The following is a 7,152-nucleotide window of genomic DNA, read 5'->3' on the forward strand; positions in this document are numbered from 1 at the left end:
TTCGCATCCGGTATCATCCATGCGCTCATAAAAGGTCGATTGCTTAAATTCGTCCACCTGCTATACGCTCATGAATGAACTGGCAGGCCGTTTCCTTCGATTGGAACCAGGTACGAGCCTTCCTCGCGACAGCGGAGGAAGGCTCGTTCAGCGGCGCGGCGCGCGTGCTGAAGACAACTCAGCCGACGATAGGGCGGCAGATCGGTGCGTTGGAGGAGGCACTTGGCGTCACGTTGGTAGAACGCAGCGTCCGTGGTCTTACCTTGACGGAAGCAGGGCGCGACCTGATTGATCACATGCGCACGATGGGCGAGGCTGCGACGCTCATCTCGATGGTGGCCGACGGTAAATCTCAGGATGTCACCGGAGAGGTCACGGTCACGGGAACGGACCTCTTGTCAGCAGCGATCCTGCCGGGCGTGCTCAAGCCGTTGAGACAGATGGCGCCGGGCATCCGCGTCCGCATTCTCGCGTCGAGTGAGATGCAGAATTTGACGCAGCGCGAGGCGGACATCGCGATACGCCACGTCCGCCCAGATCAGCCGGACCTGATCGCACGGCACTTGGGCGACTTTCGCGCCACTCTCTATGCCGCGACCGACTATCTCGATTGTGCAAGCCGCCCACGGACACCGCGCGATGTGGCTGCACTCGATTTCGTCGGCAATGCCGACCCCGAGCGGCTAATGGCCCCACTGCGCAACATGGGCGTGCCCGTTCGCGCAGAGAGCTTCGTGATGTCGAGCGAGAGCGGTGTCGTCGCATGGGAATTGGTGAAAGCGGGCTACGGCGTCTCTATGCAGCCCGAAACGTTGGGCGAGGCTGAATCTGGCATAGAGAAGGTCTTGCCGGATTTCCCTTCGCTTGAGTTTCCAATCTGGCTGGTCACCCATCGGGAGTTGCAGACCAGCCGTCGTATCCGGATCGTATTCGACCTGCTGGCCCGGGGTCTGTCAGACGTTGCGAAGCGCCGAAGTGGTGGCGATTAACAGGTGCAAAAGCGCCGAACCCGGAGCAAGTAAGGTCGCGTGGCAATAGTTGAAGCTGCGCTTGCACGAGTTCGTTTTGTCCGATGAGTGTACGTTCATGTTGGAAATGCTGCGCAATCGATCAACTTCCGCTTTGGGGAAGCTGCAATGCGGCAACTTATCTCGCGATGAACGGCTGGTTTGGGCCGCACCTGTCGCGGACCAATGCGCTCATAATTAGTATTCCAATCCAAGTTACTCTGTTGCGTCCTCGGCGTTTGATTGGGCGGCAAGGCGATCTAGCGCTTTCGATAAGCGGTTAATCGCGTCTTCCCGTTGGTCTGCAGAGAGGGCAGATGGATCCGCTTCTAAAATCGAAACGATGCTTAGCACCTGCTGTCCTGTCTCGACAGAATCCTCCTGCTTGACACCTTTGACGCGGTAGGCGGTAATCGGGTATGCCATCCCCTTCACCTTGACCTCACCCCGCTCCTCGCAGTCGATGTCGTCTGCGACATGTGCATAGGTTTCGTAGGAGATGAGGATTTCTCCGGGATTCGAGTTTTGTTCCAGGCGGGACGCGATATTCACGCCGCGGCCGATGATCGTATAATCAAGCCGGTCCTCGCTGCCGAAGTTACCGACCGTGCAGAAATCGGTGTGGATGCCTACCCGGCACCGAAACGGATGGGCGATGCCGGCGGCAAGCCATTCGTCGGACAGTTCAAGTAGACGATCCCGCATTGCGATGGCCATTCGGACACAGGCACGGGTGTCCTCTCTGACGCCCCGGGTTTCCGGATCCCCGAAGAAGACCATGATCGCATCGCCGATGAACTTGTCGATCGTTGCACCATGGTCGAGCGCAATCTTTGACATTTCTGTCAGGTACTGGTTGAGCACCTGCGTAAGCTCTTCTGACTCCATACGGTCGGCTGTTTCGGTAAAACCGGCAATATCGGAAAAGAACACCGTCAATTTCTTGCGCGATGCCGTAATTTTCACTTCCTGTCGTCCCTGGAAAATCGACTCGTAGACTTGCGGCGAGAGGTATTTGGCAAGCTGGCAGGAAAGCTGCTCGAGCTGCGCGGATTTGGTCGCCAGTTCCTCTTCGCGTTGCTTGAGTTCGGTGATGTCGGAATAAACCGCCACCGTGCCGCCATCCTCGGTGCGCCGCTCGCTGACCCGCAAATAACGGCCATTTGCGTAGCGCTGCAAATACTCGGGGCCCGGGTTCCGGTGGCGCGCCATTCGCTCCTCTACCCACCGCTCCGGGCCACCCTGTGCATCGGCAAGGAGCCCACGATCAACTGCTGCGGAGAGGATGCTCTGAAAAGGTTGCCCCGGCTGCATCATGTCGTCGTCGATGTTCAATAGCTCTTTGTAACGCGAATTGGCCGCAACGAGACGGTCGTCATTGTCATAGAGCGAAAAACCTTCCGAGATGGCTTCGATCGCGTCGTTGAGCCGTGTCCTGGCGCGAGCGGACTCGTCCCGTGCTGTGGCGAGTTCGGCGGTGCGTTCGACGACACGATCCTCGAGCGTATCGCGTGCGTCACTCAGTTCGGCCTCGTAGGCGGCCTGTTTTTCCTGCATTTCATTATAGGCGCCGATCACCTGACCCAGTTCATCCGAGCTTTCCCAGATCACCGGTTGCCGGCTGCCTCCGGTCCGGCGCTGCTCGATCGACGCAAGTAGCGCCGCCAGCGGGCGTCCGATGATCGTTCTCAGGGCATATAGCGCCGCCGCAACCTCCATAGCCACAGCGACGAGGGCAATAACAGCTGCAATCAGCAGGCGGTTGAGGGTTTGCTGCCATAAATGCTCACGCGTGGCGACAAACTCGAGCGTACCGATCACCTTTGGCCCTGCACCGGCATCAAAGACAATTTCGCGGCTGAGCTGCACCAGATCTCCGGACGAAGCGGTTTCGGCTACTTCGCCCGCCGCGCTCACCAACTCCCGTTCTTCCCCATAAACCTGTGCCGACAGAATCTCGCGGCTTGTCACAAGCGCCGCAAGCGCAAGCCCGATCTGTTCGTCATCGAGATTCCATAGCGGATTGGCAAGCGCCGCCGCCTGAGTCTGGATCTGCCCTTCCAAGCTTCGCTCCAGCCTTTCCACAGCGCTGCGATGGGTGAGGTATTCAATGACACTGAAAACCCCGATCACCGATAAAAAGATCAGTGGAATCGTCACGCGCAGGAATTTAGCTCTGAGCGTTTCGGTACGGGTGCGCTTGGACGCCATTTCAGAACTCGTATGGTCGTTGTTGCGTGATTGGGACAGCCTCGGCTCGTGGATTGCGCAGATGTGCAAGGATACGCCATATTCGGACTATGCCAAACTGATTGTGGTTTCAGGGACGCCAATGACAAAGCTTGCCTTTTTCTTTTCTGTGTTGATTGCCGTCTGCGCTGCGACCGCCCGTGCTGACGACCGGCTACGCTTTGTTACGCTTGAGTTTGCGCCGTTCATCTATGGAGAAAACCAGCAGGTCGCGGGCCCTGGCCGTGACGTGATAGCCGAGGCATGCCTACGGGCCGGGATCGCTTGCAGTTTTGACATCTACCCCTGGCGGCGGGCGCAGGAACTCATGAAAGCCGGCGATGCTGACGGCATGATGGTTATCGGACGCAACCCGGCCCGCGAAGAATGGTTGGATTTCTCGCCACCCCTATTCCGCACCGAATATGGTTTCTTTGTCGCGGCCAACAATCCTCTGATCTACGACGAACAAAGCCAGGTGGCCGGGTATCGTGTTGGCGTCTTTGCGCCATCCAATACTGAAACACAGCTCAAGGGTTTGCGCGAAGAACAAATTGCCCAACATGTCGAACCCATTGAAATTGATGGCCACCCCGATGATGCGGCAGGAATGCGAAAGCTCGCAGCAAACAGGCTTGATGCCGTTTATTCCAACCGCGATCGCGGTTGGGGGATTATATCTGACGAGGAGCTTGGCGGGCAGGTTCGCTATGCGGGCGGCGACAAGGCAATTCTTTATTACGCTGGGATCCGCAAAGACTTTCCCTATCCGGAAGTCGCAAAGCGGTTTTTTGATGCCTGGCGTGAACTTTATTCAGACGGCGTCGCGCAACGGATCATCGAAGGCTATGGATTGGAGCCCGCGCCGCAAGAATGACCCACCACTCGCAGGCAACTTGGGCATTTGTTCAAGCTTACGAACGTGTCAAATCAGCATCCATTTTTGGGCTTCCAGAAAAAATTTGCACGATCTGAAGGAGACATTGAAATAACAGCACCCTTCGCACTGCTGTCGCACAACAACTCAAAATGCTGTGTAAGGAATGAATGGCAGTTATTGGGGAGCATAGAAAAAGAAGAAGATTTGGAATGGCAGGTTGGAGTTGTGGTTGAAGAGGCGGGACAGAAAATCTAAACACAGATCCCATTTCTACAAGTGGCCGCGCTGAGCCCAACTTGCCTATGCTGCGGAAGTTGCTAACGGAAGTGAAGCGCTACAAAGCGGACAAGGCGGCCAAGTGTAACAAAGGCAGTTAAGACCCGCAGACTGTGAATTACCATTCTAACAGGATTTCGCGCCTGCGGCGAATGGCAGGAATGCGGGCTGCTACCGCAGCATCTTGGCTCGTTGGCCAACGGCAGGAATGGGCCGGATCCTCTACGAGAGCGTTCATCGTTACTGGCTCGCCAGCAGACAGTAGCTAGTGCCGGGAATTGATCTTTTTGATCGGTGGCGGTGACGCCGTGGCAACTCGACATAACGTTCGAGATCTGTGACCTGCGACTACCCCTGACCTGCGGACGATCAGTCTCAGGTGGTGGGCCCGCTTTTCCGGAACCAAGTCCTTTTTCCATCGCTGTCGTAGAAGGCTTCCTCGATATTTGCTCCTGTTAAGGTAAAGGTCATAAAGCCGTTTTTGACATGAAGGCCGTAGTCGGGCTTTGGCGTTTGTGCAAAAAACTCGATGTCCTTGATGAAGTCGGATTTCTTGAAGGGGGGTTTGCTGCCCACTTTAGCCAATGCCCAGGGCGCCCCATACGGCATGGAGGCGTGGCCGGTGCACCGCATGTGACAGGTGCCCGGGATCTTCGGGCCGTGTTTTGAAGCGACAACTTTCTTTGGCGCATAGGCAATCCCGTCATGGATATGCCCGAAATACCAGTAATCCGGCAGGTTGTTGTCCAAAGCCCTGGCGACATCTCGGAGCAGAGATTTTTTGTTCTTGACCTGTTCGAACTTGCCAGTCACATCGAAGGGCGTGTGATGGGTCATGACGATTGTTTTCTTGTCGGTATTTCCTTTGCGCTTCGATTTCACGAAACTGATTTGATCTTCGCTAAGCGCACCATACATTTTGAGAAAATCTGGACTGTAGTAAGCACTGTCGAGGTAGAAAACCTGCCAAAATTCGTTTTCCAGCATCCCATAGGTGAAACCGTTTTGGTGGGCAAAGATTGGGCTGGACAGAGCGTCTTCAAAAAGACCCCGAGCACCTGTGTACATTTCATGGTTGGAATTCATCGTGAAGGACCGGCCGGACTTCTTGTGCGTCCTGGGCCAGAAATCAACAAGATGGGCCATCTCATAGCCGGGTCCAAGGAAGGTCTGACCGGGCGATTGTTGGGGTGTGCCGGTGTAATATACGTCTCCTAAGTGAAACAGGTAGTACGGGTCCAGATGTACAGCCGCATGACGCACCGCTATGGCGTCGTCTCCCCCTGTTCCCCAATCGCCGGCAACCGCAAACGTATTGCCACCCTCGGGGATCGTTGCCACATGCGGGCTTTTGGCCGGGTCATTCAAGGCCGCCATCGGCCATGGGTATTTCTTGTAGTAATAGTTGACAAGAAGCATGTTAATCGGCGCTTCGAGCCAGCGATAATCCAGTTGCCCGAAGTTCCCAATTCCCCAAGACGTACCGTCGGGCGAGATCGCATTGTAGCTAAGGACTGCTGTCTTGAGATGCTCATACTCTTTAGGCGTGAGCGTTGGTTGTGGAATGAGGCCCAAACCATCGACTAATTTAAGGAACTCAAGGAAGACTTGCGGTATATCCTGGTAATCGGGGATTTCCTTTGGGTGTTTTGCCCAAAAAGGTAGAATGCCAAATTCAATCTCGCCGTGCGCAGGAAGCTCGGGCCGATAATGTGGCGGCTTAAGGTAAGGCACACTTGCCTTGAGCATGGCGTCGGACTCTTTCAGAAGTTCGTAAAACTCCTCAAGGTCTTTGATGATTTTCGCCGGATCAAGCACGACGTCGATCTGGTCTGAAGGGGGGCTATCTTCCGGTTTTTGGAGGAGTACTGAAATTTTTTCTAAAACGTCTGCTTCGGTCTGGGTCATGGCCGTCATGGCTTGCTCCCTGAAGTTAGATTGAAAATGGTTTTCTGCAAACTTTGGCCCTGGGAAACACCCGATGCTTCCGTTTGACCGATATCGTTAAACCGACGTTCCAAAAATTGAACGCCACTCTATGGATGTTGCCGCTGTTTTACGTATGGATCAAGCTTCTTGGACAAGCCGCCACCGCGGGTCAATGCTCGCAGTTCCGCACCCATATTGGCAGGCGTTTAGCTGATGGTCACGTTGTCCGCGACCTGCTAGTTCGACGGGCGCTGCATTTTGCGCTTGCGGCGGATGGCTGCAAAGCGGGCTGCGTCCGCAAAAAATCGGGTGGCCAGTGGATGTCTCTTATGGGCCGATGGCTATGATTGCCGCCGCCAAAGTGGGAACTCAATTACATTGCCTCAAGAACACCTTCTAGAACGGTCGCCATGCACTACCTCTCGAAATATTGTGCCACACCTGATCCAAACTTGTGCCATCAAACTCCAAGCGATCGTTGCCCACAGAGTCGACGCTGAAACTATGGAAAGGTATGGGTGGCGATTGTTCTGTTTGAGTTCCGAAGTTTGTTTCAAAACTCATGCAAAGAGTTACGCGTTGAGGTCTCTGAAACATTGGTGTCAGTTGAATTCGCAGCTGCGACTGATCACCGGCTTCGAGAACAAGTGAAGAGCCGTTACTGGGGTTTTCTGTGACGACTCTGGCGATGCGTTGACCGACGCTGACCTGCGCCCCGAGGCTCCCTCATTCATAACGAGAGTCTGCGGGTCTGGTTTTCATATTCTTGGTCGTCGGTTTGGGCAAGCGCTCTCTCGTTGTTTACTTCACAAACAACTGTCTGGCAGTGGT

6 protein-coding genes are annotated in these 7,152 nt (G+C 55.1%); 4 read left to right on the forward strand and 2 right to left on the reverse strand.

The genetic code is table 11. The features are described from left to right. Positions 1 to 74 precede the first annotated feature (74 nt). Positions 75 to 989: a LysR family transcriptional regulator gene (locus RUM8411_RS21980; RefSeq protein WP_085824875.1), complete on the forward strand. Its 915-nt coding sequence runs from the start codon at positions 75 to 77 to the stop codon at positions 987 to 989. A 234-nt stretch (positions 990 to 1,223) separates the two neighbouring features. Here the strand turns inward: RUM8411_RS21980 and RUM8411_RS23115 are convergent, their stop codons facing one another. Further along, positions 1,224 to 3,218, reverse strand: coding sequence for an adenylate/guanylate cyclase domain-containing protein (locus tag RUM8411_RS23115; protein ID WP_085824876.1), 1,995 nt, complete (start codon positions 3,216 to 3,218; stop codon positions 1,224 to 1,226). A gap of 121 nt (positions 3,219 to 3,339) precedes the next feature. Between RUM8411_RS23115 and RUM8411_RS21990 the strand changes: the two genes are divergently transcribed. Next, positions 3,340 to 4,113 carry a substrate-binding periplasmic protein gene (locus RUM8411_RS21990; RefSeq protein ID WP_159453955.1) on the forward strand — a complete coding sequence of 258 codons (774 nt, stop codon included), beginning with the start codon at positions 3,340 to 3,342 and terminating at the stop codon, positions 4,111 to 4,113. Between the two features lie 45 nt (positions 4,114 to 4,158). Further along, complete coding sequence (locus RUM8411_RS23120) at positions 4,159 to 4,371, forward strand: hypothetical protein (protein ID WP_143534983.1); 213 nt, start codon at positions 4,159 to 4,161, stop codon at positions 4,369 to 4,371. 396 nt (positions 4,372 to 4,767) lie between these two features. Here the strand turns inward: RUM8411_RS23120 and RUM8411_RS21995 are convergent, their stop codons facing one another. Further along, positions 4,768 to 6,309, reverse strand: coding sequence for a metallophosphoesterase family protein (locus tag RUM8411_RS21995; protein WP_085824877.1), 1,542 nt, complete (start codon positions 6,307 to 6,309; stop codon positions 4,768 to 4,770). 74 nt (positions 6,310 to 6,383) lie between these two features. Here RUM8411_RS21995 and RUM8411_RS22000 point away from each other — a divergent pair, with 74 nt between their 5' ends. Next, positions 6,384 to 6,668, forward strand: a complete 285-nt coding sequence (locus tag RUM8411_RS22000) for a hypothetical protein (protein ID WP_143534984.1) — start codon at positions 6,384 to 6,386, stop codon at positions 6,666 to 6,668. Positions 6,669 to 7,152 lie beyond the last annotated feature (484 nt).

It is taken from the genome of Ruegeria meonggei (genome assembly GCF_900172215.1).
Classification (GTDB): domain Bacteria; phylum Pseudomonadota; class Alphaproteobacteria; order Rhodobacterales; family Rhodobacteraceae; genus Ruegeria; species Ruegeria meonggei.